At 69.8% G+C, this 25,581-nt stretch carries 16 protein-coding genes; 7 read left to right on the top strand and 9 right to left on the bottom strand.

Going from position 1 to position 25,581, the window contains the following annotated elements; all coding sequences use genetic code 11:
• Positions 1 to 8: 8 nt before the first annotated feature.
• Positions 9 to 3,038, top strand: a complete 3,030-nt coding sequence (locus ACFVRO_RS01800) for a S8 family serine peptidase (protein ID WP_386948605.1) — start codon at positions 9 to 11, stop codon at positions 3,036 to 3,038.
• Positions 3,039 to 3,239: 201 nt separating this feature from the next.
• On the opposite strand, the gene ACFVRO_RS01795 is transcribed toward ACFVRO_RS01800, so the two are convergent.
• The 3 genes from ACFVRO_RS01795 to ACFVRO_RS01785 form a co-directional block, all read right to left on the bottom strand.
• A complete protein-coding gene (locus tag ACFVRO_RS01795; RefSeq protein ID WP_386948602.1) occupies positions 3,240 to 4,157 on the bottom strand; it encodes a pirin family protein in 918 nt (305 codons plus the stop codon).
• Positions 4,154 to 4,456 (bottom strand): GNAT family N-acetyltransferase, encoded by a 303-nt coding sequence (locus tag ACFVRO_RS01790; protein ID WP_105673810.1) that lies wholly within the window; start codon positions 4,454 to 4,456, stop codon positions 4,154 to 4,156. Before ACFVRO_RS01790 ends, ACFVRO_RS01795 begins: the two co-directional genes overlap by 4 nt.
• Before the next feature lie 160 nt (positions 4,457 to 4,616).
• Positions 4,617 to 6,059, bottom strand: a complete 1,443-nt coding sequence (locus tag ACFVRO_RS01785) for an MFS transporter (protein ID WP_386948599.1) — start codon at positions 6,057 to 6,059, stop codon at positions 4,617 to 4,619.
• A gap of 59 nt (positions 6,060 to 6,118) precedes the next feature.
• Between ACFVRO_RS01785 and ACFVRO_RS01780 the strand changes: the two genes are divergently transcribed.
• Both ACFVRO_RS01780 and recQ read left to right on the top strand, forming a co-directional pair.
• Positions 6,119 to 6,625 (top strand): MarR family winged helix-turn-helix transcriptional regulator, encoded by a 507-nt coding sequence (locus ACFVRO_RS01780; protein ID WP_386948596.1) that lies wholly within the window; start codon positions 6,119 to 6,121, stop codon positions 6,623 to 6,625.
• A gap of 65 nt (positions 6,626 to 6,690) precedes the next feature.
• Positions 6,691 to 8,730 carry a DNA helicase RecQ gene (gene recQ, locus ACFVRO_RS01775; protein ID WP_386948593.1) on the top strand — a complete coding sequence of 680 codons (2,040 nt, stop codon included), beginning with the start codon at positions 6,691 to 6,693 and terminating at the stop codon, positions 8,728 to 8,730.
• Positions 8,731 to 8,861: 131 nt separating this feature from the next.
• On the opposite strand, the gene ACFVRO_RS01770 is transcribed toward recQ, so the two are convergent.
• On the bottom strand, positions 8,862 to 10,091 hold the full coding sequence (locus ACFVRO_RS01770) for a hypothetical protein (RefSeq protein WP_386948590.1): 1,230 nt from the start codon (positions 10,089 to 10,091) through the stop codon (positions 8,862 to 8,864).
• A gap of 58 nt (positions 10,092 to 10,149) precedes the next feature.
• Complete coding sequence (locus ACFVRO_RS01765) at positions 10,150 to 11,412, bottom strand: TetR/AcrR family transcriptional regulator (protein ID WP_386948587.1); 1,263 nt, start codon at positions 11,410 to 11,412, stop codon at positions 10,150 to 10,152.
• Between the two features lie 137 nt (positions 11,413 to 11,549).
• Between ACFVRO_RS01765 and ACFVRO_RS01760 the strand changes: the two genes are divergently transcribed.
• The 4 genes from ACFVRO_RS01760 to ACFVRO_RS01745 all read left to right on the top strand — a co-directional run bounded on the left by ACFVRO_RS01760 (position 11,550) and on the right by ACFVRO_RS01745 (position 23,101).
• Positions 11,550 to 12,848: an MFS transporter gene (locus tag ACFVRO_RS01760; protein WP_341940464.1), complete on the top strand. Its 1,299-nt coding sequence runs from the start codon at positions 11,550 to 11,552 to the stop codon at positions 12,846 to 12,848.
• Between the two features lie 2 nt (positions 12,849 to 12,850).
• The gene (locus tag ACFVRO_RS01755) at positions 12,851 to 14,611 is read left to right on the top strand and encodes a glycoside hydrolase family 3 protein (protein ID WP_386948582.1); all 1,761 of its coding nucleotides are present in this window, start codon (positions 12,851 to 12,853) and stop codon (positions 14,609 to 14,611) included.
• A gap of 310 nt (positions 14,612 to 14,921) precedes the next feature.
• A complete protein-coding gene (locus ACFVRO_RS01750; RefSeq protein ID WP_386948580.1) occupies positions 14,922 to 21,656 on the top strand; it encodes a hypothetical protein in 6,735 nt (2,244 codons plus the stop codon).
• A gap of 86 nt (positions 21,657 to 21,742) precedes the next feature.
• The gene (locus tag ACFVRO_RS01745; RefSeq protein WP_386948578.1) at positions 21,743 to 23,101 is read left to right on the top strand and encodes a copper amine oxidase; all 1,359 of its coding nucleotides are present in this window, start codon (positions 21,743 to 21,745) and stop codon (positions 23,099 to 23,101) included.
• Positions 23,102 to 23,223: 122 nt separating this feature from the next.
• On the opposite strand, the gene ACFVRO_RS01740 is transcribed toward ACFVRO_RS01745, so the two are convergent.
• From ACFVRO_RS01740 to ACFVRO_RS01725, 4 genes are all read right to left on the bottom strand, one after another.
• Positions 23,224 to 23,631, bottom strand: coding sequence for a DUF4265 domain-containing protein (locus tag ACFVRO_RS01740; protein ID WP_386948576.1), 408 nt, complete (start codon positions 23,629 to 23,631; stop codon positions 23,224 to 23,226).
• 106 nt (positions 23,632 to 23,737) lie between these two features.
• The gene (locus tag ACFVRO_RS01735; protein WP_386948574.1) at positions 23,738 to 24,328 is read right to left on the bottom strand and encodes a suppressor of fused domain protein; all 591 of its coding nucleotides are present in this window, start codon (positions 24,326 to 24,328) and stop codon (positions 23,738 to 23,740) included.
• Positions 24,329 to 24,372: 44 nt separating this feature from the next.
• Positions 24,373 to 24,876, bottom strand: a complete 504-nt coding sequence (locus tag ACFVRO_RS01730; protein WP_386948571.1) for a DUF4265 domain-containing protein — start codon at positions 24,874 to 24,876, stop codon at positions 24,373 to 24,375.
• Positions 24,873 to 25,244, bottom strand: a complete 372-nt coding sequence (locus tag ACFVRO_RS01725) for a hypothetical protein (protein ID WP_386948568.1) — start codon at positions 25,242 to 25,244, stop codon at positions 24,873 to 24,875. Before ACFVRO_RS01725 ends, ACFVRO_RS01730 begins: the two co-directional genes overlap by 4 nt.
• Between the last annotated feature and the right edge of the window lie 337 nt (positions 25,245 to 25,581).

Genomic DNA, 25,581 nt, shown 5'->3' with positions numbered 1-25,581 from the left:
CCCTCCGGATGGCAGCAGCCACCACCCTGGCGACGCTGTTCATCGCGTCAACCGCCACCGCCGGCTACGCAGGAGTAGAGGAGGTGACGCATCCCACCCCTGTCGAGGGCACTCCGGGGCACTACATCGTCGTGATGAAGTCCGACCCGCTGGCGAGCTACACGGGCGAGGTCAAGGGACTCAAGGCGACCAAGCCCGTCGAGGGCGAGCAACTGGAGACGGAGTCCGAGGACTCGCAGCGCTACATCCAGCACCTCGAGACCGAGCAGCAGACGCTCGCGCAGGAGGTCGGCGTCACGCCGGACACCACGTACCAGACCGTCCTCAATGGGTTCAGCGCCCAGCTCACGGGCGAGCAGGTCGACAAGCTCCGCGCGTCGAAGGACGTCTACGAGGTGTTCCCCGACGAGATCCGTCACCCCGATGCGCAGACGTCGACGTCCTTCCTCGGACTCGGCGACGACAAGAAGGGACGCGGCGGCCTCTGGCAGCAGACCGGCGGCGTCGACCGCGCGGGCGAGGGCATCGTGGTCGGTGTGATCGACACGGGCATCGCACCCGAGCACCCCTCGTTCGAGGGCAAGAAGCTCAAGAAGCAGAAGCGCGACCACAACCGCCACAAGGGCAACCAGCCCTACACCGACGGAACCTACGTCTACTTCGACAAGTCGGACGGTGGGCAGTTCAAGTCCCTCATGGTCGAAGGCCAGGGCTGGGACAAGGGCGACTACTCGACCAAGATCATCGGCGGCCAGTACTTCTACACCGGTGCGCAGGCCGACGGCTTCGACTTCCAGTACGACTACCTGTCTCCGCGTGACGGTGCAGGCCACGGCTCGCACACCGCGAGCACGGCCGCCGGGAACTTCGGAGTGAAGGCGTCGATCGAGAACGTCGACTTCGGCAAGATCTCCGGCGTCGCGCCCGGTGCCAAGATCTCGGCGTACAAGGCCTGCTACGAGGGCCCGGACCCCGCGGTCACGACCGACGACATCTGCGCGTTGAGCGACCTCGTCGCGGCGATCGATCAGGCCGTCGCCGACGGCGTCGACGTGATCAACTACTCCATCGGCGGCGGAGCGGCCAAGACCGTGCTCGCCCCCGAGGACATCGCGTTCTTCAACGCGGCGGCCGCGGGTGTGTTCGTCTCGGCGAGCGCCGGCAACGACGGCCCCGACCCTGTCACGGCCGATCACGCATCGCCCTGGTACACGACGGTCGCGGCATCCACGATCCCGACCTGGGAGGGCACCGTCACGTTCGACGGGTTCGCGCAGGCCGGTGCCTCGGTCAGCGTGCCGTTCGGCACCACCGTGACCGGTCCGTCGATCTACGCGGGGGATGCTGCGGCAGCAGGAGCGGCGAACGCGCAGCAGTGCCTGCCCGGCACCCTCGACCCGACGAAGGTCGCGGGGCACATCGTGGTCTGCGACCGCGGCAACAACGCCCGCGCCGAGAAGTCGCAGGTCGTGAAGGACGCCGGCGGCAAGGGCATGGTCCTCGTGAACGTGCCGGGTGGAGCCGACTCGCTCGACAACGACTTCCACGCCGTTCCGACGGTTCACCTCGCCTCCGCGCACCGTGCGGCCGTGCTCGCCTACGTGCAGGGCGGGAAGGACCGTCCGATCTCGCTCATCGGCAAGAACACCACCGGCGTCACGACTCCCGTCCCGCAGATCGCGGGCTTCTCGAGCCGTGGCCCGATGCTCGCCGACGGCAGCGACATCATGAAGCCCGACATCGCAGCGCCCGGCGTCGCGATCCTCGCGGCGACGAACAACGCGCCGGACGAGAAGCCGACCTTCGGCATCCTCTCCGGCACGTCGATGGCGGCGCCGCACATCGCCGGACTCGCGGCGCTGTACCTCGGCGAGCGTCCGAAGGCCACGCCGGCGGAGATCAAGTCCGCGATGATGACGACCGCCTACGACACGGTCAACGCCGACGGTTCGAAGAACCGGAACCCCTTCGAGCAGGGCGCGGGTCAGGTCGATCCGAGGCGCTACTTCAACCCGGGTCTGCTGTACCTCAACGGCGCGAAGGACTGGGCGGCGTTCCTGGAGGGCAAGGGACTCGGCGCCTTCGACGGCGTCGACCCGATCGACGGCAGCGACCTCAACGTCGCGTCCTTCTCGATCGGCTCGCTCGCCAGCGCGCAGACCGTCACGAGGACCGTCACGGCCACCGAGAAGGGCACGTTCACGGCATCCGTCGATCTGCCCGGCGTCAAGACGACGGTGACGCCGTCGACGCTGAAGTTCGACCGCGCGGGGCAGACGGCCACCTTCACGGTGACCTTCGACAACCAGAGCGCCCCGGTGGAGCAGTGGGCCACCGGCTCGCTGACGTGGACGAGCAAGAAGAACACGGTGCGCTCGCCGATCGCGGTGTTCCCGGTGACGGCGGATGCTCCGCCCGAGGCCTCGGGCACCGGTGTCGACGGATCCGCCACGGTGGAGATCGTCCCCGGCGTGACCGGCGATCTCGCCATCACGCTGTCGGGTCTCACCCCGTTCGAGCTCCTCGCCGACCCGGACGGCCGGGTCGATGGGCACTCGGGCGACGAGGCGTCGGGCGATGCCGACAAGAACGTCTCCTGGCTGGTCGATGTGCCGGCCGGCACGACGCTGTCGCGCTTCGACCTCGACTCGTCGGATGACACGGGCAGCGACCTCGACCTCGCGGTCTACCGCGTGGTCAGCCCCGACGATCTGCGCTACTACGACAAGTGGCAGTCGGCGACGGGTTCGGCCGACGAGCAGGTCACGCTGAAGGCTCCGAAGGCCGGAACCTACCTGGTGGTCGCGAACGTGTACTCGACCTCGGCGCCGATGACGTGGGACATGACCGTCGCCAACGTGCAGCCGAGCGGAGAGGGCGCCTTCACGGCCACCCCGAACCCGATCGCGGCGACGCGCGGCACCAAGACGAGCTTCCAGCTCGGCTGGAGCGGCCTCACCGCCGGGACCCGCTACCTCGGCCTCGTGCAGTACGGCGAGTCGGCGGTGTCGACCATCCTCACGGTCGACGCGCAGTAGCCCGTCGGAACGGGGTGGGGTCCTCCGGGGCCCCACCCCGTTTCGTCTCGTCGCTGCGCTCCTCGCTCAACGACCGGGACTCGCGGCCTCGCGACCGCCCCTGGCCGTTGAGCGACACTTCGACTCGCTTCGCTCGCTCAGTGCTGGTCTTCGCGAGACGAAGCGCCCGCCGCGAGACGAAACGCTTCCCGCGAGGCGACCTCAGATCCTGCGGCCCCGTGGCATCAGTCGCACGTCGGGCAGGGGAGGGGCGGGGATGCGCACGTCGTGCCCCTCGACCTCGCCGAAGCGGGCTGACGCGGCCTCCCAGTCGGCCCTCGCGACGGCGATCTCGTTGTGCGTGCGGCCTGCGAAGTTCCACCACATCACGATCTCGTCTTCGAAGGGCTCGCCGCCGAGCAGGAACAGCAGCGCCCCTTCGGCGCTCGACACCTCCACGCTCTCCCGCGAGTCGCCGAGATAGAGGGTGTCGTTCAGGGCGAGCGGATGCTCCGCCACGGTCGCCGCGCCCTCGACGAGCATGATCCCGTGCTCCCAGTCGACGCGCAACGGCAGGTGCACGGTCGTCCCGGCCGGCACCACGATCTCCGCGCCGACGATCGGCGTGTGCACGGTCGCCGGAGAAGTCGCCCCCGCGAACTCGCCGAGCAGGACGGTCGCCGCGGCATCCGCTCCGTCGACGGCGGGCAGCGTGACGCCCGGCAGCGCGGTGTGGCGTTCGAATCCGGCGGCGCCGTGCCGCGCCGACTCGGGCAGCACGACCCAGAACTGCAGGGCGTCCAGCGGGATCGGATCCTCGCCGATCGAGTACTCCGAGTGCGAGATGCCGTTCCCCGCGGTCATGAGGTTCAGCTGCCCGCGGCGCAGGTCGGCGTCGCTGCCGAGCGAGTCGCGGTGCCGGATCTCTCCGACCAGCGGCCAGGTCACGGTCTGCAGCCCGATGTGGGGGTGCGGTTCGACGCGCATCCTCGTGTCTGCGGGACCGAACCGGTCGAGGAAGCACCAGGCGCCGATCGTCGGCAGGTTGCGGTGCGGCAGGGCGCGCAGCACGTTCATGCCGCGCACGCCGCCGAGGGGCACCTCCCGTGGCTCGAGGATGAGCCGGTGCTGACCGATCATGAGTCGCGGCGTCCGGGCCAGCGGATCTCCGCCCCGGGGATCTCGTGCGTCTCGAGGTACTTCGCGATGTACGGGCACAGCGGCACGATCGCCTCGCCGGATGCCGCGGCATCCGTCAGGGCATCCTTCGCGAGGATGCCGGCGAGCCCTCGCCCCTGGAACGCCGGATCGATCTCGGTGTGCGTGAAGCGGATCGCGCCGGGGCGCAGTTCGAACTCCGCGAAGCCGGCGAGGCCGCCGTCGAGCGTGATCTCGTAGCGGGAGGCGTCGTCGTTGCGGGTGACGGCGATATCGGTCATCGGATGCTCCTTCTGCGGTCTGCGTCCAACCTACGCCCGCCGGGAGCAGGAGGGCTCGCTCCGCGCGCCGACGCCCGGCCCGGCCTCCGTCTCTCAGGTGGGGCGTCGTCTCGCAGGCGGGGTGTCGGGCGCGGACGGGGCCGGGCGCGACGGAGCGGGCTCAGCGCACGGGCCCGGCGTCGGCGAGACCGTGCGCGTCCTCCCGGGTCGTGCGGGGGAAGGCGAAGCTCACGGCGACGAAGATCGTGAGCGTGATCGCCGGCACGATGAAGGTGTGCTGGAACGCCTCCGACGGTGACCCAGACCCCGCGGCGTCGAAGAACACCGAGGCGAAGATCGCGACGCCCACGGCGCTGGCGATCGCCTGCACCGCGGTGAGCACTCCGGATGCCGAGCCGATCTCATCATCCTTCACGGCCGCGAGGATCGTGCTGAACAGGGCGGCGATGATCGCTCCCCCGCCCATGCCGAAGAGGACGATGCCGGGGGCGATCCCCCAGATGCTGAAGTCTCCCGGCTGCTGGAGCTCGAACCACAGCAGAGCGGTGCCGGCGAGCTGCGTCACGGCGCCCAGCTGCAGCACGGAGCGGCCGATCTTCTCGGCGAGCCAGGCGCCGCTGAGTGCTCCGCCGATCGCGGATCCGATCGCGAGGGGCAGGTTGCCGAGCCCGGCCTCGCCGGCGGTGAAGCCGTTGCCCTGCTGCAGGAACAGCGTCAGCACGAGCTGCGTGCCGGTGAGGCTGCTGAAGAACAGGGCGATGCCCACGAGCCCGAACGTGTAGGCGCGCCGCGTGAACATGGTGGCGGTGACCAGCGGCACGCCTCCTCGACGCAGCAGGCTGTGCTGCTGCCAGCCGAACACGACGAAGCCGAGAGCGCCGACGACCACGCACACCCAGGCCCAGACCGGCCAGTCGAGCTCGGGGCCGAACGTGAGGGCGAGCACGAGGAGGCCGGACGACAGGATGATGAGCGCGCCTCCGACGGGGTCGATCGTGACCCTGCGGTCGCCGGAACGCTTCGGCAGGATGCGCCAGGCGACGATCAGCGCGGCGATCCCGATGGGCAGGTTCACGAGGAAGACGGAGCGCCAGCCGAGTCCGAACAGGTCGGCCTCGATGAGTCCGCCGCCGATGACGGGACCGAGGATGCCGCCGAGTCCGAGCGCGGGCCCGAACACGCCGAACGCGGTCGCCAGCTCGGCGCCCGAGAGGTTCTCGCGCAGCAGTCCGAGCCCCTGGGGGAGCAGCAGTGCGCCCGCGGCGCCCTGGACGAGTCGGAACGCGATGAGGGTCTCGGGGCTCGGCGCGAGCGAGCAGGCGAGGGATGCCGCGGTGAACACGGTGAGCCCGAGCAGGAACATCGGTCGGCGCCCGTATCGGTCGCCCAGCCGGCCGCCGAGGATGAGTCCGGCGCCGAGGGCGAGGGCGTAGCCGCCGATCACCCACTGGAGTCCGAGCGGGGTGACCCCGAGGGACGTCTCCAGCGAGGGCCCGGCGACGTTGACGATGGTCGCGTCGAGCATGTCCATGATCTCGGCGGCGAGCATCACCCCGAGGATCGCCCAGCGCCAGCGGTAGGGAGGTTCGGTCGTTTCGGCCATGTCATCTCACATCTTGATAATCAATAGAATTAGCAATTATTCATACTACTATGACAGACATGGATGCGACGTCGAACCAGCGCGCGGCTGGACGAGGGGGCTACTCGCCGTCGAGGCGCCACGAGACCGAACCGGCGGAGGGGCGCGACATCCGGTCGCGCGTGCAGCAGCTCACGATGCGGCAGCAGCGATTCGAGAGGTCGCTCGCGAAGCGGCTCGACCTGGATGCCGCCGGACTGGAGGTCGTCGACCATCTCATCTCGTCCGGGCCGACGACGCCGACCGAGCTCGCGCATCGGGTCGAGATCTCGACCGCCGCCATGACCCTCGTGCTCAACAGGCTCGAGGATCGAGGGCACATCGGCAGGGAGCGGCATCCGTCCGACGGGCGCAAGCTCATCGTGACGGTGTCGGATGCCGCAGCCGCCGACGCCGAGCGGATGGTCGCGCCGCTCATCGACGAGGTCGAGGACGTGATCTCGGCGATGAGCGAGGAGGAGCGCGCCGTCGTCTCGCGATTCCTCGACGATCTCATCGGCGCCTACGACCGCTCGACTCCGGACTGACCCTGTCCGCCGCGCCTGTGGAGAACGCGGGGCGTGACGTCGGCGGGGGTGGTTACGCTGGAGGGATGCCGCAGACTCCCCGTGACCCGTACGAGGATCTGCCGTATGCAGACGAGCCCTGGGGCGACGGGTGGGAGCCGAGCGAGCCGCCGGAGCCCATGGACTGGGAGCCGCAGGGCTCAGGGTACGAGCCTCCGCTCGACTGGGGGCCCGGCCCGCGGACGCCGGTGACGGCATCCGCCCCGGTGTCCGCCTCGGCATCCGGTGCGCCCGTGCGCAGGGCGACGCCCAGCCGGTTCGCCACCGCGCGGGAGGCGCTGCACACGGTCTTCGGCTACGACGAGTTCCGCGGCGACCAGGCCGAGATCGTGGAGCAGGTGATCGGCGGCGGTGATGCCGTCGTGCTCATGCCGACCGGTGGCGGAAAGAGCATCACCTATCAGGTGCCGGCGCTCGTGCGCGAAGGCACCGGACTCGTGATCAGCCCGCTGATCGCCCTCATGCACGACCAGGTCGACGCCCTGCGCGCCAACGGCGTGAACGCGGCGTACCTCAACTCGACGCAGTCGATCGACGAGCGGCGCGAGGTCGAGCGCGCGTACGTCGCCGGCGAGCTCGACCTCATCTACGTCGCGCCGGAGCGGCTCAGCAGTGCGCAGACCACCGCGCTGCTGCAGCGCGGCGCCCTCAGCGTCATCGCGATCGACGAGGCGCACTGCGTATCGCAGTGGGGTCACGACTTCCGTCCCGACTACCTCGCCCTCGGCGACCTCGGCGAGAGGTTCCCCGGGGTGCCGCGCATGGCGCTCACGGCCACGGCCACCAGGGCCACGCACCAGGAGATCACCGAGCGGCTGCGCCTCGACGCCGCTCGGCATTTCGTGGCGAGCTTCGATCGCCCGAACATCCAGTACCGGATCGTGCCGAAGGTCGATCCGCGCAAGCAGCTCGTCGCCTTCATCCGCTCGATGCCGGAGGGTGCCGCGGGCATCGTCTACGCCCTCAGCCGCAAGTCGGTGGAGCAGACCGCGACGTACCTCGCCGCGCAGGGCTTCGACGCGCTGCCGTATCACGCGGGGCTTCCGGCTGAGGTCCGCGCGACCAACCAGTCGCGGTTCCTCCGCGAAGACGGCGTGGTCATGGTCGCCACGATCGCGTTCGGCATGGGCATCGACAAACCCGACGTGCGCTTCGTGGCGCACATCGACCTGCCGAAGTCGGTCGAGGGGTACTACCAGGAGACCGGTCGCGCCGGCCGAGACGGCGAGGCCTCCGTCGCCTGGATGGCCTATGGCCTCGGCGACGTGGTGCAGCAGCGCCGTCTCATCGACCAGAGCCCCGGCGACCGCACGTTCAAGATGCGCATGGGGCAGCACCTCGACGCGATGCTCGCGCTGTGCGAGACCGTCGAGTGCCGCAGGCAGAACCTGCTCGGCTACTTCGGTCAGGAGTCGCAGCCGTGCGGCAACTGCGACACGTGCCTCGAAGACACCGCGACCTTCGACGGCCTCATCCCCGCGCAGAAGCTCCTCTCGACGATCGTGCGTCTCAAGAAGGAGCGCAACCAGGCTTTCGGGGCCGGTCACCTGATCGACATCCTCCGCGGTGCGTCGACCGAGCGCATCCGTCAGCAGGGCCACGAGAAGATCGCGACCTACGGCATCGGCGCCGACCTCTCCGATCAGGACTGGCGCAGCGTGGTGCGGCAGCTCCTCGCCCGCGGCATCCTCGTCGCGCAGGGCGAGTACGGCACTCTGGCTCCCGGCGAGCTCGCGGCAGGCGTGCTGAAGGGCGAGACCCCTGTACCGCTGCGCAAAGACACCATCGGCCGGCCGGCGTCGGCGCCTCGCGCCCGCAAGGCGAGTGCGGCGGATGCGCTGGATGTCGGAGACCGCCCGCTGTTCGAGGCGCTGCGCGCCTGGCGTGCGGAGACCGCGCGGGAGCAGGGTGTGCCCGCGTACATCGTCTTCGGCGATGCGACGCTGCGTGCCCTCGCTGAGCATCGGCCCGCGTCGATGGGGGCGCTCGACGGGATCACGGGCATCGGCGAGAAGAAGCGCGAGGCCTACGGCGAGAGCGTGCTCGCCGTGATCGCCGCAGGCTGAGCCCCGCTCGCGCGGCGGTCATGTTCCGGTCGAGGAGCGAGGAGCGAGGAGCGCGGCGACGAGACGAAACGCGGTGGCGGATGCTCGCTGCACTCCCTCCATCGCAGGGAGGAGTCAGCCGCTGACCGTGCTCAGCGCCCGGCGGGCCACTCCGGGTTCACGGCGATCGCCGTGACGTGGAGGTCGCGCCGCGGGAAGTCGATGCCGTCGACGTCGATCTCGATCCGGCGCTCGCCGCTTATGGCGTCCGCGCTGAAGATCGCGAGGCTGAGGAGCTTGTCGTACGATTCGCCGCGGTTCGGGTTGATGAAGTCCTCCTCCGTGGCGACGCCGAAGACGCGGCCGCCGCTCTGCGCCAGTGCACCCTGGTCGGTGCGGACGACCGGACTCAGCTCACCCACGAACCCGCCCAGATCCGCCGCCGGCTCGGCGTCCACCGACCTCGACTCCGCGATCTCGGCGAGCGGGATCGACCACAGGGTGGCTCCGGCGGCCCAGTGCAGACGTCCCTCCCAGACGAAGGGCGTGCCCGATTCCCACCCCAGCACCGACTCCGGGTAGTGGATCTCGAGTTCCTGTCTGTCCCCTGTGGTCCGGTCCCAGATCTGCAGGCTCTGGTGCGCCGAGGTCTCCTCGTCGACGATCTCGCCCAGGCCGAGCGCGCGGTCCTGGTCGCAGACGAGCGTGCGGACTCCGGTGAACGCGCCGAGCCCGTCGATGTCGCGCGACTCCGAGGTCACGATGCGCACACCGGACTCGTCGACCAGGGCGAGATCATCGCCGCACGTGGTCAGCGCGGGGTTGACGTACCCGAGGTCGATCGTCGTGATCTCTTCCGTGGCGGCATCCACGAAGGCCAGCTGCTGGCCTTCGGCCGAACCCGTGTACACCGCGAAGCCGTCGGCGACGGCGAGTCTCGCCCGCTCCGACGACGACTCCTTCGCGCCCGACAGGGGCAGCGCCGTGAGCCCGTCCTCGTGGATCAGGTACTCATCTGCGGGGCCGCCGACGCTCAGCCCCGCCTCCGACCACGCGATCCTCGACTCCTCGAAACCCCGCTCCTCGAGCTCCACCGACCGCGTCTCTCCGGCCTCGTTCACGAGCACGAGATAGGCGTGGTCGCCGGCGTGCAGGCGCAGGGCCACGACGGCGTCTTCGAGGCCGAAGTCCTCGGAGATGGGCGGGGCGTTCAGCATCCTGACAACGGAGGGGATGCCGAAGAACGCCGCCCAGATGCCGACCAGCACGAGGGCGACGACGATCCAGCTCTTCAGCAGACCGGGACCGGGCCCCGTGCCCTTCCCGCCGCGATGAGGGCGCCCTTTCGCCCTCTGTGCCGCTCGGCCCCCCGCAGTGCTCATGGGAACGATCCTGTCAGAGCGAGGCGGTGCTCGACGGACGGAGGTGCGGGGACGCGTCTCAGCGTGCGGGAAGCACGTCGTCCAGGTGGGCGCGGAGCTGCACGGCGACGTCCACCGCGTCGCGGTCGTAGAGCCACTGGTACTGCAGCCCGTCCCACAGGGCGATGAGCCAGATCGCCTCGCGTTCGGGGTCGCGATGCTCGGGAAGGTCGCCGTCGAGCTGAGCGAGCCGGAACACCTCGGTGAAGTAGTCCAGGCTGCGCTCGAAACGGCGGATGAAGTAGTCGTGGGCGGGGTGGCCTGCGGGCACGGCCTCGCACGAGAGCACCGCGTACACCTCGATGAGGCCGGGTTCGACCTCGGCGTTGTGCGCGGCGCCCGCAGGCATCCCGCGCAGGAGGTCGGCCGCGCGGCAGGGGGTCGTCGCGTGGTCCTGGAGGCGGATCGCGTCGTCGCGCTCCATGAGCACCGCGCTCAGCAGCGCCTCCTTGGTCGCGTAGTGGTGCAGCAGCGTCGACTTCGACACCCCCACCGCCTCGGCGATGTCGCGCAGGCTGGTGTCTCCGTATCCGCTGCGGGCGAAGAGCTGCGTGGCGTCGACGAGGATCTGCGCTCGACGTCGGCGGCCGGCCGCGTAGCCGGCCTGATCCTCGTCGCCGAGGCCGCTGAGCGCCAGTTCGGGAAGAGGGCCCGACGGCTCGGGGGGCGCTTCGGGCTCCTCGGGGTCGCGCCATCCGACCGGCGTCGCCCACAGCCCTTCCCGCTCTTCGAGCATCTCCACGACGTCGACGCGCTCCGGGAGGTACTGCGCCATGAGCTGCAGGCCGTCCCACCCGGCCATGTGGCGGATCGTCTCGCCTTCGAGCTCGCGATCCGCGGAGATCACGCCGTGGTCCACGGCATCCTGCATCGCGTCGACCGTCAGCTCGCGCATGGTGGCGTAGCGCTCGCGCATCCGCTCGTGGGCGGGGTGGGCCGGGGCCGACGCCTCGCCGGTGAGCGCGGCGTACAGCTCGAGGTAGCCGGGGGTCTCCGCGTTGCGGGTGGCGAGCTCGGAGAGCACGAGCGACCCCGGCTCGGCGGCGGCGATGATGACGCTGACGGCCTCCGCGTTCTCCTCCTCGAACTGCGCGACGACCTCGGCGAGCAGGTCGTCCTTCGAGGCGAAGTGGCCGAGGAGGCCAGGATGACTGACGGATGCCGCGGCGGCGATGTCGCGCAGCGAGGTGGAGCGGTAGCCCTGGGCGACGAAGAGCTCGCGGGCAGCGGTGAGGATGCGCTGCCTCGTGGCAGCGGCACGAGCGTGCCGGGTGTTCGTCATCGCATCCTCCCAGGACACTCTATCCTCGCTCATTACCAATCGGTCGAGATTCACTTACCAAACGGTCGAGATTCGTGTATCGTCGAGTCCGCGCCGATCGTGGAAGACCGGCGGAACCTTGCCCGAAAGGATCTCCCATGACAGAGCTGTCATCGGCTGCGAACGCCGCAGCCGCCGGAACCACCGGCTTCAAGCTCCCCGGAACCACCCCCGAGAAGACCCCCCGCGGCTATACGCCCGGTCTCGCCGCGGTGAACTTCGGCGTCTACCTCGCCCTGCTCACCCCGGTCATGGTCTCGATGGCCTTCAAGGTCCAGCACCTCGACCCGACCAACACCGAGGGGAGCCTCGGCCTCGTGATGGGCGTCGGCGCCGCATTCGCCCTCATCGCCAACCCGCTCGTCGGGCGACTCTCCGACCGCACCACCTCGCGCTGGGGGATGCGTCGTCCGTGGATCCTCGGCGGTTCGATCGTCGGCCTCGGCGGCTTCGCCCTCATCGGCGCCGCGTCGTCGGTGTGGATGGTGCTGCTCGCCTGGTGCCTGGTGCAGACCTCGATGAACGCGGTCCTCGCCGCAGCGAACGCCACCCTGCCCGACCAGGTGCCCGTCTCCAGCCGCGGCAAGGTCTCCGGTCTCGTCGGCATCACCACCCCGATCGGCATCCTCGCCGGCAGCTTCCTGGTGAACTTCCTCCCCGGCGACTTCGAGCGCTTCGTGGTCCCCGGCGTGATCAGCCTGATCCTCGCCATCGTCTTCGTGGCCATCCTCAAGGACCGCGTGCTCACCGAGAAGCCCGCCGAGCGCTTCACGATCGGCATGTTCTTCGGCTCCTTCGTCTTCAACCCGCGCAAGCACCCCGACTTCGGCTGGACGTGGCTGACCAAGTTCATGGTGATGTTCGGCTACGCGGGCATCGCGACCTTCCTGCCGCTCTACCTCGTCACCAAGTTCGGCCTCGACGAGCAGGGTGCCGTCGGCATCATCCTCGCCGCCAACCTCGCCTCGATGGCGGCCATGGCCGTGTCCTCGCCCCTCGGCGGGTTCCTCTCCGACAAGATCGGCAAGCGACGCCCGTTCGTCGCCGTCGCCGGCGTGATCATGGTCGTCGGTCTCGTGATCCTCGCGATCGCCCCCAGCATCCCGGTCGTGATCATCGGCCAGGCCATCATCGGCCTCGGCGCCGGCTCGTTCTTCTCGGTCGACCTCGCCCTCGCCACCGAGGTGCTGCCGAACCCGGATGACGTCGCGAAGGACCTCGGCGTGCTGAACATCGCCAACGCCCTTCCGCAGTCGATCGCCCCCGCCGTCGCCCCCGGCATCATCGCCCTGGGTGCCGCGACCCCTCTCGGCGGCTATCCCACCTGGTACCTGTTCGGCGCGGTCGTCGCGCTCGCAGGCGCCGTACTCGTCTACCGCATCAAGGGAGTCAAGTGACCATGTCCGAACGGAACGAACGCCCCTGGCTCGACGCCGATCTGCCCGTCGACGAGCGCGTCGAACTGCTGCTCTCCGAGATGACCCTCGAGGAGAAGGCCGGGCTCTTCTTCCAGACCATGATCGTGATGGGCGAGGGCGGTGAGCTCTCCGAGGGCGACGCGAACTTCGGCATCCCCTCGAACCGCGAATACGTCGTCGGCCGCCACATGAACCACTTCAACCTGCTCGGCGTCGCGCCGAAGGCGAGCGACATCGCCGCCTGGCACAACAGGCTGCAGGAGCTCGCGGCGTCCACCCGCCTCGGGATCCCCGTGTCGATCTCGACCGACCCGCGGCACTCGTTCAGCGACAACCCCGGCGCAACGATGTTCGCGGGGCCCTTCTCGCAGTGGCCGGAGCCTCTCGGGCTCGCTGCCACGCGTGACGCCGCGCTCGTCGAGCGCTTCGGCGACATCGCCCGCCAGGAGTACACGGCGGTCGGCATCCGCGTCGCTCTGCACCCGCAGGTCGACCTCGCCACCGAGTCGCGCTGGGCCCGGCAGCTGCAGACCTTCGGCGAGGACGCCGCCCTCGCCGGCGAGCTCGGGGCGGCCTACGTGCGCGGCTTCCAGGGGGCATCTTTCGGCCCCGGCTCGGTCTCCACGATGACCAAGCACTTCCCCGGAGGCGGTCCGCAGAAGGACGGCGAGGACCCGCACTTCGACTACGGACGCGAGCAGGTCTACCCCGGCGACAACTTCGAGCACCACCTCCTTCCGTTCGAGGACATCTTCGCCGCCGGCGGGCGCCAGATCATGCCCTACTACGGCATGCCGGTCGGCACGCAGTACGAGGAGGTCGGCTTCGGCTTCAACAAGGGCGTGCTCACGGGGCTGCTCCGCGAGCGGTTCGGTTTCGACGGCATCGTCTGCACCGACTGGGGTCTGGTCACCGACCAGCCGATCATGGGCACGGACTTCGCCGCGCGCGCCTGGGGTGTCGAGCACCTCACCCCGGCCGAGCGCATGGTGAAGATCCTCGACGCCGGCGCCGACCAGTTCGGCGGCGAGAACGAGACGGAGCTGCTGATCGGCCTCGTGCGCTCGGGAGAGGTCGCGGAGGCTCGTCTCGACGTCTCCGCGCGCCGCCTGCTGCGCGAGAAGTTCGAGCTCGGGCTCTTCGAGGACCCCTATGTCGACGTGGATGCCGCAGACGCCATCGTCGGCTCCGCGGAGTTCCGCGCGGCGGGCGAGCAGGCTCAGCGCGCCTCGGTCGCGGTGCTGTCGAACGACGGGGTGCTTCCGCTGCGGACGGGGCTGAAGCTCTACGTCGAGGGCATCGCGCCCGAGGCCGCGGCGCGTTACGGCGAGGTCGTCGCGACGCCCGAGGAGGCGGATGCTGCAATCCTGCGTCTGCAGGCACCGTACGAGCAGCGCGCCTCGATGTTCGAGAACTTCTTCCACGCCGGCTCGCTCGACTTCCCGGAGGACGTCATCGCGCACGTGGCCGAGGTCGCGGCATCCGTCCCGACCGTCGTCGACGTGTTCCTCGACCGCCCCGCCATCCTCGGGCCGATCGTGGAGGCCGCAGGCGCCGTCGTCGCGAACTGGGGTGCGGGCGCCGAGGCGCTGCTCGACGTGCTCTCGGGCGCCGTCCCCGCGACGGGGAAGCTGCCGTTCGACGTGCCGAGCTCGATGGCCGCTGTCGAGGCGGCGCGGCCCGACGTCCCGTTCGACACGGCGGACCCGCTGTTCCGATTCGGGCACGGTCTGTCCCTGTAATCGTGCACGGAGAGACGCCCCGCTCGCTTCGGCGCGCGGGGCGTTTCTTCTTGCGGAGAAAAAACTTCGCCCCGATCCAGTATTCCGGAAAACTGTGGCAACACAGGTTTTCCCGCGAGAATCCGCGGAAGTCGATGTCCCCGTGCCGCGATCACCGGAGCCATGCTGGCAACCAGTTGCCGAACTGGGTCTTGACGGGCTCTCAGGCAACCCTCAGAATCCCTCGTAAGGGAGGGATCCCGTCAGCGAGTATCGCTGGTTCCTGGGGGGGAGCCTGCCTCATGCGAAATCGGATGAGGAGGGAATGTTCATGCGTGAACATGGAGGAAAGGCGGAGGTCGAACGGACAACGGCACGGCGGCTCAGGCTGCCGCAGCTCGTTACCGGAGTGGCCTTCGGCATCGTAGGAGTACTGTTCGCCTCGAGCGCCGCGTCAGCCGCGGGACTCGACACGTATCCGAGTGATCCGACGGAGGCCGAGGCGAGCATCGCCGAAGTCACCCTCGGCGGAGCCGACATCCTCGGCCTCGCCCACTCGAACAAGGGGTCGGTCTCGAACCCCGGCACGGAGCGGAAGCCCTTCGCGGGCTCGATCCTCGGCGGCGAGATCGTCGACTTCGGCGGAGGCATCAGCCTCCCGCTCGACCAGTTCATCGACTTCGGTCAGGCGGGTGTCCTCCTCAGCGAGTCCACGGCCACCGACGGCAGGAACGGCGAGGGCATCTCGGGCATCGCGGGCGGAGACGGCGGGTTGACCCTCGACGGGCAGAATGCCGACTTCGGAACGGCCGACATCGATCTGCTGTCGTTGTTCAGCGCGGCGGGCGTCGACGGCATCACCGACCTGGCGATCGACCAGGCGGACTTCTCGTTCGGCCTTGGCGGGGCGTGGGCGCAGGCCATCGACGGCGTGATCCAGAATCCCGACGGGGTCGGCGGACTCGGCCAGTACCGGGTCGGCGACGCGAAGATCGTCATCCACTCGCCCGTGATCGAGCAGGCGGCCGACGGCGTCAGCAGCGCGACGGCGTCGCTCGAGCAGAGCGTGGTGGGCCTCGTCAACACGACCCTCGGGCTCGGCGCGCTGCTTCCGGGCATGACCATCAACACGACCGTGCAGTCGACGCTGACGCAGGACGTGCTGAACGCGGTCGTGCTCTCGCCCATCACGACCGACGACGGACTCGCGACGATCGACATCGGCGCGGGGACCATCACGGTCGACGTCGGTCGCATCGGCGGCAACGACGACGGCGTGATCCCGAACCGCCCGGTCGGCATCAACAACCAGGACCCGAACACCGAGCTGATCGACAGCACGACGTACCCGTTCATCGCGTCGAGCGTGCACGACGTCATCGAGAAGGTGCTCGAGGTCGCGACGGATGCTGCGGTCCAGTCTCTGCAGGCGCTCAAGATCAACGTCGCGGTCACCGCGGCCACCGGCACGACAGCAGGATGGACGATGGACCTCACCGGGGCCATCACGAACAGCTTCTGCACCCCGGCGGCGTTCGACTTCGTCACCTGCCCGCTGATCGCGACGGCGAGGACGGCCGCGGGCATCGCGGCGGCCACCCTCGGCCCGATCATCGCCGATGGGAACAACCCGCTGTACGACGCCTTCACGCTGGTCAAGACCGACCTCATCACGGTGCCGGTACGCGCCGCGGTCGATCCGTTCCTCGATCTCATCGCGAACAACGTGTTCTCGGCGCAGTTGAACCGCCAGGTCACCGAGACCTGCACGCCTCCGGGCGGCGGAGCTGCACTGACCTCCGGTCTCGAGGTGTCCGCGCTGAGTCTCGGCGTCGTCGGCGGTCTCGCCCGGTTCAACGTGGGCAACGCGGGCGTCCGGGTGGATGCCTGCGGGCTCGCGGTTCCGGCGCTGACGGCGACGTCTCCGGCTCCGGCCGGCGGCTCGTCGACGCTGACCTCGTGCGGCTGGGCTCCGAACACGGCGATCACGTTCCAGCTGGAGAACGCGGGCGGCACGGCCGTCGGCGCCCCGCTGACCGTGACCACCGACGCCACCGGCTGCATCCCGGCCGGCACCGCGCTGCCGATCCCCGGAAACGCGACGGCGGGCGACTACACGATCGTCGGGACGAACCCCGGCGGCGACGACGTCACCGCTCCGGTTGTGATCTACGCGCCTTCGCTCGACGCGCAGTCTCCGGCCGGTCCCGGCACCTGCTCGGCGATCACCTCGGGCGGCTGGCTGCCGAACACGCAGATCACCCTCCAGCTGGAGAACGCGGGCGGCACCGCCGTCGGCGCTCCCGTGGTCGTGACCTCTGACGCCTCCGGTAACCTCCCGGCCGGCACCTGCGTGCCGATCCCGGCGGGAACCCCCGAAGGCGACTACACGGTCGTCGGCACCGACCCCAACGGGGCCGAGATCACCGACACGATCACCGTCGAGATCGGCGCTCTCACGCCGACCCTCTCGGTCACCTCGCCTGCTCCGGCCGGCGGTGACACGACGGTCACATCCGGTGGATGGAACCCGACCTCCCAGGTCTCGCTCCAGTTGACGGATCCCGCAGGCGACCCCATCGGCGCCCCGGTGCTGGTGATGACCGACGCCGACGGCGACGTCCCCACCGGCACCACCGTCACGATCCCTGCGGGCTCGCCCGCCGGCACCTACACGGTGGTCGGCACGGATCTCGACGACAACACCGTCTCGGCGCCGCTCGAGGTCTACTCCCCGACGCTCGACGCGCAGTCCCCGGTCGCACCGGGCGACTGCACGGCGATCACGTCGGGCGGCTGGCTCCCGAACTCGCCGGTCAGCTTCCAGCTGACGGACGGCGGAGGCACGGCCATCGGCGCCGCGCTTCCGGTGACGACGGATGCTGCGGGCGACGTGCCCGCCGGCACCTGCCTCACGATCCCGGCCGCGACGCCCGAGGGCGACTACCCGGTGGTCGGAACCGATGGCAACGGCGCGGAGGTCACCGACACGGTGACCGTCGACGATGCGGCCCTCACCCCGACCCTCACAGCGACGTCTCCGGTTCCGGCCGGCGGCACCACCACGGTGGCCTCGGACGGCTGGAACCCGGCATCGCTGGTCAGCCTGCAGCTGCAGGGCCCCGGCGGTGCAGATGTCGGCAGCCCGGTGGTCGTGACCACCGACGGCACCGGCGCGGTGCCCGCGGGCACGACCGTCCCGGTTCCTGCAGGATCTCCTGCGGGCGCCTACACCGTGGTCGGCACGGATCCCGACGGCAACAACGCCTCGGCGCCGCTGACCGTCTACGCTCCGGTGCTCACGGCATCCTCCCCGGTCCCGGCCGGCGGCTCGACGACGGTGACGTCGTCCGGCTGGCAGCCGAACTCCGCGGTGGAGCTGCAGTTCACCGACGGAGCGGGCGACCCCGTGGGCGCGGCGGTCCCGGTGACCACCGACGGCACAGGCGCAGTTCCGGCCGGCACGACCATCCCGGTCCCGATCACCACCACCCCTGGCACCGACTACTCGGTCGTGGGCACCGACGCCGCAGGCGCCGAGGTCTCCGCACCGGTCGAGGTGACCGCCGCGGTGATCACCCCGACGCTGTCGGCGACGTCTCCGGTCCCGGCCGGCGGCACCACCACGGTGACCTCCGGCGGCTGGATCCCCGGTTCGCAGGTGAGTCTGCAGCTGCAGGCCCCCGGCGGCGCGGACGTCGGCGCTCCGGTGCTCGTGATGACCGACGGCGACGGCGACGTCCCCACCGGCACCACGGTCCCCGTGCCCACAGGTTCGGCGGGCGGCGACTACACGGTCGTCGGCACCGATCTCGGCGGCAACGAGGCGTCCGACACGGTGACGGTGTACGCGCCGGTCATCGACGCGGCGTCCCCGGTTCCGGCAGGCGGCACCTCCGCGGTGACGTCCTCGGGCTGGCTGCCGAACTCGGCGGTCACGCTGCAGCTGACGGACGGCACGAACGCGCCGGTCGGCGCCCCGGTGAACGTGATCGCCGACGGCACGGGCGCGATCCCGGCCGGCACGGTCGTCCCTGTCCCGGCCGACACCACGCCCGGCACGGACTACGCGGTCGACGCCACCGACGGCACGGCGACGGTGTCCGACACCGTCGAGGTGACGGTGGCGGGCATCAACCCGACGATCGCGGCGACGTCTCCGGCTCCGGCCGGCGGCGAGACCACGGTGACGTCCGACGGATGGAACCCGAACTCGACGGTCACGCTCCAGCTGACCGACGGTGCGGGTGATCCGGTGGGCGCCCCGGTCCCGGTCACGACCGACGGCACCGGCTCGTTCCCGGCCGACACCACGGTCCCGGTTCCGGCTGACGCCGTCGCCGGTCCGTACACGGTGGTCGCGACGGACGAGGACGACGTCGAGGTCTCGGCCCCGCTCGTGGTCTACGCGCCGACGCTGGATGCGGAGTCCCCCGTGGCTCCCGGCTACTGCTCGGACGTCACGTCGGGCGGTTGGCTGCCGGACACGCAGGTCACGCTGCAGCTGAGGGACGCGGACGGGAACCCCGTCGGCGCGCCCGTGACGGTGACGACGGATGCCGCAGGCGCCGTCCCGGCCGGAACGTGCGTCGAGATCCCCGCTGATGCGGAACTGGGCGACTACGAGATCGTGGGCACGGACGACAACGGCGCGGAGATCACCGATCCCGTGACGGTCGACCCCACCGCGATCGACCCGTCGATCACGGCGACGTCTCCGGTTCCGGCTGGCGGCACCACCACGGTCACCTCCGAGGGCTGGGTGCCCGCGACCACGGTGAGCCTCCAGCTCACCGACGGCGCAGGCGACCCCGTCGGCGCTCCGGTGGACGTCACGACGGACGGCGACGGCAACGTCCCGGCCGGAACGACCGTCCCCGTTCCGCTGACGGTGACCCCCGGCGCCGACTACACGGTGGTGGCGACGGATGAGAACGACGTGGAGGTCTCGGCACCGCTCGAGGTCACCGCTGCGGTGCTCACCCCGACCCTGTCGGCCACGTCACCGGCTCCGGCCGGCGGCGAGACCGTGGTCACCTCGACCGGCTGGGTTCCGGCATCCGATGTCACGCTCCAGCTGAACGACGGCGGCACCCCCGTCGGCGCCCCGGTGCCCGTCACCGTCGACGCCACGGGCGCTCTTCCGACCGGCACCGCGGTGCCGATCCCGGATGACGCGACCGCCGGCGACTACACGGTCGACGCCCAGGACGAGTTCGGCAACGAGGCATCCGCCCCGCTGTCGGTCTACGCCCCGGTGCTCTCCGCCACCTCTCCGGTCACGGCCGGCGGCGCCACCACGGTGACGTCCACCGGCTGGCTGCCCGGCTCCACGGTCACGCTCCAGCTGACCGACGGCGCCGGCGACCCGGTGGGCTCCGGCCTCCCGGTGACCGCAGACGGCACGGGAGCGATCCCGGCAGCCACCACGCTGACCGTTCCCGCCGGCACCCCGGCGGGAACGGACTACGCGGTGGTCGGCACGGATGCCAACGGCGCGGATGCCTCCGACACGATCGAGGTCGTGGCGGCCGGTGCTCCGGTGCTGACGGCATCCTCTCCGGTTCCGGCCGGAGGAGAGTCGGACATCGAGTCCAGCGGGTGGGAGCCCGGTGCGACGGTCACGCTCCAGCTGACCGACGCCGGCGGCGACCCGGTCGGTGCTCCGGTGGTCATGACGGCGGACGGCGACGGCAACGTCCCGGACGGCACCACGGTCCCGGTTCCCGCGGGCACCCCGGCGGGCGCGTACACGATCGAGGGTTCGGACGGAGAGGGCGCCGAGGCATCCGCTCCGCTGTCGATCTACGCTCCGACGATCAGCGCGACTTCCCCGGTCACGGCCGGCGGCGCGACGACGGTGACGTCGGCGGGCTGGCAGCCGAACTCGGCGGTGGCTCTCCAGCTGACCGACGGTGCGGGCGACCCCGTGGGCGCTCCGGTGAACGTGATCGCTGACGGCACGGGTGCGATCCCCGCGGCCACCACGGTCCCGGTCCCCACCGGCGCCGCGGCGGGCACCTACTCGGTGGTCGGCACGGACGACAACGGCGCTGAGGTCTCGGCTGTGGTCGAGGTCGAGGCGGCGGGCACCGCTCCGACGCTGACGGCGACGTCTCCGGTTCCGGCCGGCGGTCAGTCGACGGTCACGTCGGCGGGCTGGGATGCCGCGGCACCCGTGAGCCTCCAGCTCACGGACCCCGCGGGTGACCCGGTCGGCGACCCGGTGGAGGTGACCGCCGGCGGGGATGGCAGCATCCCGGCAGGCACCACCGTCCCGGTACCCGCCGCCGCCACGGCAGGCACCTACACCATCGTCGGCACGGACGACGGCGACAACGAGGCATCCGCCCCAGTGGCCGTCTACGCTCCGCGACTGCTGGCGGTCTCCCCGGTTCCGGCCGGCGGATCGTCGGCGGTCACCTCCGACGGCTGGGTGCCGAACTCCGAGGTCACGCTGCAGCTGACCGACGGCGCCGGCGACCCCGTGGGCGACCCCGTGGTCGAAGACACCGACGGAGCGGGCGCGCTGCCCGCCGGAACCGCGGTTCCGGTGCCGGCATCCGCCGCTCCCGGCGCCTACTCGATCACGGCCGCCGACGACAACGGCGCCGACATCGAGGCCCCGCTGACGGTCGCAGCCGCGACCGCGGTCTGCACCAACCCGACCGTCACGGTCTCCCCGACCTCGGCTGCGGCCGGATCGACGGTGACCGTGACGGGCACCGGCTTCGCGGCCGGCGGCACGGCGACGGTGCAGCTGTACGACGCGGACGGCAAGGCCGTGCTGGCCTCGTCGCTCTCGGTCCCGGTCGGCGCGAACTGCGGCTTCACGGTCTCCGTGAAGATCCCCGCAGGCACCGCCCCCGGTGTCCACAAGATCGTCGCGACGGACGGCGCGGGCAACGCGGCATCCGTCACCCTGTCGATCACCTCCCGCGGCGGCGGCCTGGCGACGACGGGTGGTGAGCCCGGGGTGTACGTGCCCCTGGCGATCATCCTCATCGCCCTGGGCGCCTCCGTCCTCATCATCCGCCGACGCGGCGTGGTGACCGACCAGCTGTAACAGGAAGGAAAGGATGGTGGCGGCCCGCCTGTCGGGTCGCCACCATCCTTTGCGTCCACGTACGAGAGATGTCTGTCAGGAGAGAGATGAGAACGCGCGTGCAGTGGACGGCGGCCATGGCGATGGTCGGGATGCTGGCGCTCGCCGCGTGCACGGATGCCGTGCCGCAGACGCCCGACGGGAGCGCCGCGCCGGTGCCCGCCGCGTCGGCCGTCGCCGACCTGGACTGCGGGGACGGCCAGGAGCTCGCGAAGACGCTCTCCAGCGGGGCGACCTGGTCGATGTGCTGGTCGGTCGACCCCGCTTTCGGTCTTGTCCTGTCGGATGTGCACATCGCACCGCCGGGCGGGAAGCCGATCAGCGTGATCTCCTCGGTCACGATCTCGCAGCTCGAGGTGCCGTACGACACCGGTGATCGGCTCACGAGCGACATCACGGAGTCGGGCTTCGGGGGCACGAAGATGAAGACGCTCGAGAAGGAGTCGTGCATCGGCGACCGGCTCGCCGCCGACATCCCCGATGCGGGCGACGGCACGTACGGCAAGACCCGCACCCGCGAGGTGCTGTGCTCCGAGGTCGTCGACGGCGGCCTCGCCTATCATTCGAGCGAACTCGTCGCCCCCGCGGTGGCCCGCACCACCGACTGGCAGCTCTCCACGGTGTCGCGCGTGGGCTGGTACGAGTACGTCACGCAGTACGTGTTCGGCGCCGACGGCTCGATCGGGGTCCGTCTGGGAGCGACGGGCGATCTCTCGCCCTTCGACTACGCCGACGAGGACCACGGCTCGGCCGTCGGCGAGGGCGATCACGACCACGCCGCCAGTCACTCGCACAACGCCGTGTGGCGCGTGCACTGGGCGCTCGGCGGAGAGAAGGGCATGGCGGTCGAGCAGTACGACGCCTCGCCCACGGGGGAGAGCGGCCCGCAGTCGCCCGTCGTGGAGGGCACGATCACCCCGCTCCCCAACCCCGCGACCGCCGAGTGGATCGATCGCCGCTGGTGGCGCGTGCTCGCGCCCGGTGTGCTCAATGGCGACGGGCATCCGATCTCGTACCAGATCGATCTGGAACGCAGCGACTCGTTCACCTTCGTCGAGGACCATTCGCACGGGGAGGATGCCGGCTACGACGTCGCCTTCACGAACGCGCAGGACTGCCAGCTCTACGCCACCCGCAACGCCGTCCTCGGCTGCGGAGACGGCGTGAACGACTTCGTGCAGCGCGGATCACGGGAGTCGCTCGACGACGTCGTCTCCTGGGTCGCGATCGGCTTCCACCACGTGCCGCGCGACGAGGACCAGTCGCCCATGGAGATGCACTGGCAGGGGTTCACCCTGCTGCCGCGCGACCTCACCGCGCAGCGCTTCGATGTGCCGGAGGGTCACGAGGAGCTCAACGGCGTGCCCGGCGACGAATGGCTCGACAAGAATGGCTACGGGGGCTGACGGCGACCGTCGTGCGGCCGGTTCTGCGCGGGTTACTGTCTCCCTAGCACTGCTGTAGTGGGGGAAGCCTAGTCCGCGGATAGTCGGACTCGGAAGGGATCTGCGGCTGTTGAGCCCACGCATCAGATCAGGATGCGCTCGACTTCGACAGCGTCGCCGAGCCAGCCGAGCTCCTCGAAGAGCTCGTCATGAGAACGCCCCGGCTCAAGGTCGATTGCGACGTAGCCGGGAGCGAACCACTCGCAGAGGCACTCTGTTCGGGCGATCAGGTCGTGAAGACGCGAGTGCACGGCCTCGACGTCTTCGGACCGCACGATCGCCACCCGAGCGACTCCGTTGCCCGATCGTCGCGCGACGGAGTGGACGACGAAGCCGGACCCCGCGTCCGCCCGGACGACATCACCGAGTGCGAGGTCGTAGGCGAAGAACGGGATGCAGCAGATCTCGAAGAGGTCGTCGCCCACGCGCCTGGTCCAGAGCTGCTCGAAGCTCTCGCCAGGGCCGACGTCATCGATAGCTGCCCTCAGCATGACACTCTGGCGAGGGCGATGCACAGGATTCGGATGCGCCGCGATCCTCACCGTCACTTTCGGTCCACGCGATCGTCGTGCTTGGTGGAGGCGACTTCGAAGGCGATCACAGGATCATCGCCGTGCGGTGGAAGTCGACCAGATCGGGATCCTGTTCGCTCAGTCTGTCTTCGAAGGCGTCCCAGCCGTGGTTCGACACGTAGTCCGCTTCGCTGTTGGTGATCGGTACCAGCCAGGCGATGACGATCGCACTGTCGTCGTCGGAGTACGTCGCGAACTCGTCGGGAAAGTACGTCGGCATCGTGACGTACAGCGCGGTCAGTTCAGACCCGGGGACGAGCGCACCTGCCGGGCCGATCACGTCGCCGCGCAGCAGCGCCCGCCCCATTCCGATTGCCATCTCGCAGACCTGGAGGAGCAAGGATGCGACGTTGTCGGGCTCGAGCGCCTCAGGAGCGAGCATCAGCAGCTCCTGTCGAATGCGGAGGTCGGAGGTGGGTGACGGCAGTACTCGCCTACTCAGCCCGAGAGTGGAGTACGCGACGGAATCAGCGCCCAAGCCGCCCGCGAAGCGGACGATCTGGAACGGTGTCTTCGCGCCATCGGAGGCGACCGTCCAGCCGGACCGAATCGGGCCGAGGGTGCGTTCGAGGTGCTCGACGAGACCTGGAGCGTCATGGTCAGAATCGTGAGTCAACGTTGCCTCCTCGTCGGCGTGGCGAACCATCTGCAGAGAGGTTCTCAATTGGACGATCCACCCGTCTCGAAGACAAGCCGACCTTTCCTTTCTTCGGCGAAGAGGTAGTCCGCGAGCTCCCGCTCATGCACGGCATCACGTGCATTCACGGCGAACATGCTCTGAGACGACCACTCGACGAGCGCTCCGCGTTCGGCGAGTCCGAAGACTATCTCGTCGCGCAACTCGACGTTCGCTCGATCGAGGTGGACCCTGAAGACGCCGCGGCCGGACGGCTCCGATACCCGACGCACAAGGTAGTCTGCATCGACCTCGACGACGTCGCCCAGCGCCAGACCATAGGCGAAGAATGGGATGCAGCACAGCTGGAAGTGAGTTTCATCCACTTTCCGGGCCCATAGTTGTTCGGTGGCGATGCCAGTACTACCCGGATCGATCTCCGTGGCGATGATGAAGTCCGACCGATCGCGCCAGATCGGATCTCGGTGAACGGCTTCACGTGCGACCTTCGAGAAGATGCCTGGGCGGCGGGGCTTGCGTCTTCTCATCCCGGGTCCCTCGACAGGAGGCAGACCCACACTGCGGTCATCGACGCCGTCTCCTTGTCGCCGCTCGGTTCGAGCACGCTGAGCAGGGCACGCGCGGGGCGTGTCTGGACGGTTCTCATGTCGTCGGTCTTGTGGACGTCCAGGAATTCCCGGCCGCGCTTCTTTGCGGCCAAGAGGGCTTCGGGGTCGCCGGAGCGGTTTTCCCAGTAGTCGGCCGCGACGCCGTGCACGTCAGACAGTTCGGGTGACGGATCCAGATCGCGGAGTTCCGCCAGGAGCACGAGCATCAGAGCTCGCCACTCGTCGATTCCCTCGACAGCGGCACGTCGGGATGCGATGCCGAGCAGCGAATCCGGAGTGGGTGTCATGGTGCTTCTACTTCATCGTCGTGTGCCGGAGCGGGAGGGGAGGCATTGCGGTTATCGAACAGACTCTACGGTCATTCTTGCCTCCGGCTGGGCCTGGAGAGCGCGGCAGAGGAGGCACTCTTCCAGCCGATCCAGCTCAACGCCCGGCTCTGCTCGTCTCACGCAACCAACAGAACGAACGCCGCGACGTCGCCTAGCTGGCAGGTGACCTCGCGGCCGTGCCCGTCACAATCCTTCACTTCTGAGGTTTTCTGTGGATTCGCTGGACATTCTGAGAGTTGTACCGGAATACTGGCATGGCATGCGCTCTGTCGACTCGATGTCGATACCTGGGGAG

The sequence above is a fragment of the Microbacterium sp. NPDC057944 genome, from assembly GCF_042887445.1.
Lineage (GTDB): Bacteria > Actinomycetota > Actinomycetes > Actinomycetales > Microbacteriaceae > Microbacterium > Microbacterium natoriense.
The sequence above is the reverse complement of the archived record's forward strand: the minus strand, read 5'-3'. Positions and strand labels throughout refer to the sequence as shown.

Coding starts and splice junctions, on each gene's coding strand:
- ACFVRO_RS01800 (WP_386948605.1), top strand. CDS start 9: ATGGCAGCAGCCACCACCCTGGCGACGCTGTTCATCGCGTCAACCGCC.
- ACFVRO_RS01795 (WP_386948602.1), bottom strand. CDS start 4,157: ATGATCGGTCAGCACCGGCTCATCCTCGAGCCACGGGAGGTGCCCCTC.
- ACFVRO_RS01790 (WP_105673810.1), bottom strand. CDS start 4,456: ATGACCGATATCGCCGTCACCCGCAACGACGACGCCTCCCGCTACGAG.
- ACFVRO_RS01785 (WP_386948599.1), bottom strand. CDS start 6,059: ATGGCCGAAACGACCGAACCTCCCTACCGCTGGCGCTGGGCGATCCTC.
- ACFVRO_RS01780 (WP_386948596.1), top strand. CDS start 6,119: ATGGATGCGACGTCGAACCAGCGCGCGGCTGGACGAGGGGGCTACTCG.
- recQ (WP_386948593.1), top strand. CDS start 6,691: ATGCCGCAGACTCCCCGTGACCCGTACGAGGATCTGCCGTATGCAGAC.
- ACFVRO_RS01770 (WP_386948590.1), bottom strand. CDS start 10,091: ATGAGCACTGCGGGGGGCCGAGCGGCACAGAGGGCGAAAGGGCGCCCT.
- ACFVRO_RS01765 (WP_386948587.1), bottom strand. CDS start 11,412: ATGACGAACACCCGGCACGCTCGTGCCGCTGCCACGAGGCAGCGCATC.
- ACFVRO_RS01760 (WP_341940464.1), top strand. CDS start 11,550: ATGACAGAGCTGTCATCGGCTGCGAACGCCGCAGCCGCCGGAACCACC.
- ACFVRO_RS01755 (WP_386948582.1), top strand. CDS start 12,851: ATGTCCGAACGGAACGAACGCCCCTGGCTCGACGCCGATCTGCCCGTC.
- ACFVRO_RS01750 (WP_386948580.1), top strand. CDS start 14,922: ATGCGTGAACATGGAGGAAAGGCGGAGGTCGAACGGACAACGGCACGG.
- ACFVRO_RS01745 (WP_386948578.1), top strand. CDS start 21,743: ATGAGAACGCGCGTGCAGTGGACGGCGGCCATGGCGATGGTCGGGATG.
- ACFVRO_RS01740 (WP_386948576.1), bottom strand. CDS start 23,631: ATGCTGAGGGCAGCTATCGATGACGTCGGCCCTGGCGAGAGCTTCGAG.
- ACFVRO_RS01730 (WP_386948571.1), bottom strand. CDS start 24,876: ATGAGAAGACGCAAGCCCCGCCGCCCAGGCATCTTCTCGAAGGTCGCA.
- ACFVRO_RS01725 (WP_386948568.1), bottom strand. CDS start 25,244: ATGACACCCACTCCGGATTCGCTGCTCGGCATCGCATCCCGACGTGCC.